This is a genomic window from Knoellia aerolata DSM 18566, assembly GCF_000768695.1.
GTDB lineage: Bacteria > Actinomycetota > Actinomycetes > Actinomycetales > Dermatophilaceae > Knoellia > Knoellia aerolata.
Genome location: NZ_AVPL01000137.1, coordinates 1 through 1,445, shown reverse-complemented (window position 1 = coordinate 1,445; position 1,445 = coordinate 1). Strand labels below are relative to the sequence as shown.

2 protein-coding genes are annotated in these 1,445 nt (G+C 75.2%); both read left to right on the top strand.

Translation table 11 applies throughout. The annotated features are described in order from the left end of the window. Window positions 1-294: helix-turn-helix domain-containing protein (locus N801_RS18965; protein WP_035940898.1), on the top strand; the 294-nt coding region annotated here is incomplete at its 5' end. A gap of 79 nt (window positions 295-373) precedes the next feature. After that, a partial coding sequence (locus N801_RS18960) for a serine/threonine-protein kinase (RefSeq protein WP_156996940.1) occupies window positions 374-1,445 on the top strand: 1,072 nt, incomplete at its 3' end.

The window sequence follows — 1,445 nt, the reverse complement described above, 5'->3', positions numbered from 1 at the left end:
CGGACCGCGTTCGACGAGCTGGGTGCGGCGCGGTGGGCCGACGCGGCCGCGTCCGAGCTGGAGGCGACCGGCCTGCGCTCGCGCTCGCGGGTGTCCGGCCCGGTCGTGGGGCTGACGGCGCGCGAGCTGCAGATCGCCGACCTGCTCGCCGAGGGGCGGACGACGAGGGAGGCCGCGGCCGCGCTCTTCCTCAGCCCCAAGACGGTCGAGTACCACCTGCGCCACGTCTACACCAAGCTCGACATCGCCTCGCGCGAGGAGCTGAGGGAACGGCTCCGCGAGGTCCCCGCCTAGTCCCATCCGTCCCACGCGACCCATCGCGCCCGGCGGTTCGGACGAGCCGCACTCAGCCACACGGCATACCGTGTCCCCCATGACCGCCGACATCCTCGACGAGCCGGAGGAGCGCGACGAGCTCCCGGAGCACTCGCTGCTCGGGTCCTACCGCCTCGTCCAGCGCCTCGGCGAGGGTGGCATGGGCGTCGTGCACCTCGCGCTCGACCGGCAGGGCAGGGCGGTCGCGATCAAGGTCCTGCGCCCGCACGTCGCGCACGACCCCGCGGCCCGGGCCCGGCTGTCGCGCGAGGTCGAGACGCTGAGCCGGATCCGCAGCCCGCGGGTCGCCCCCGTCATCGACGCCGACATCGACGGTGACCGGCCCTTCATCGTCACCCGCTACGTGCCGGGCCCGCCCCTGGACGACGTCATCTCCGCCGACGGCCCGATGGGCGCCGACGACCTGCACCGGCTGGGACGCGGCCTCGCCGAGGCCCTCGACGTCATCCACGCGAGCGACGTCATCCACCGCGACCTCAAGCCCGGCAACGTCCTCCTGCTCGACGGCGACCCGGTGGTCATCGACTTCGGCATCGCGCACGTCACCGACGACATCCGCCTGACGATGACCGGCCTCGTCATGGGCACCCCCGGCTACCTCTCGCCCGAGGTCGTCGAGGGCGACCCCGTCTCGACCGCCACCGACTGGTGGGGCTGGGCTGCCACCCTCGCGTACGCCGCGTCCGGCCGCCCCCCGTTCGGTCGCGGGCCGATGGACGCCGTCCTGTCGCGGGTCACGGCGGGCGAGCCCGACCTCCGCGGTGTGGACCCGCGCATCGCTCCCCTCCTGTATGCCGCGCTCGCGCCGGTCCCGTCGGACCGGCCGCACCAGCGTGAGGTCGTCACCGCGCTCGAGCGCTACGCCCACGGCGGCACGGTCACGGACGTCATCCAGACCCGCACCCCGTCACCGCGGACCCAGTCGCTCACGGTCGCACCCACCACGGCGATGCCGTTGTCGCGCACCGAGATCCAGCCGCGCCCCCCCCTTGCTGCGGTGGCGCCGAGGGTCGCACCCGCCGCGGCCCCCACCGCGGGCCCCGGCGCGCTGCCGACGCCGCGTCCCGACACCGCGGACCGCATCTTCGGCCCTCCGGCCGGCGAGCTCG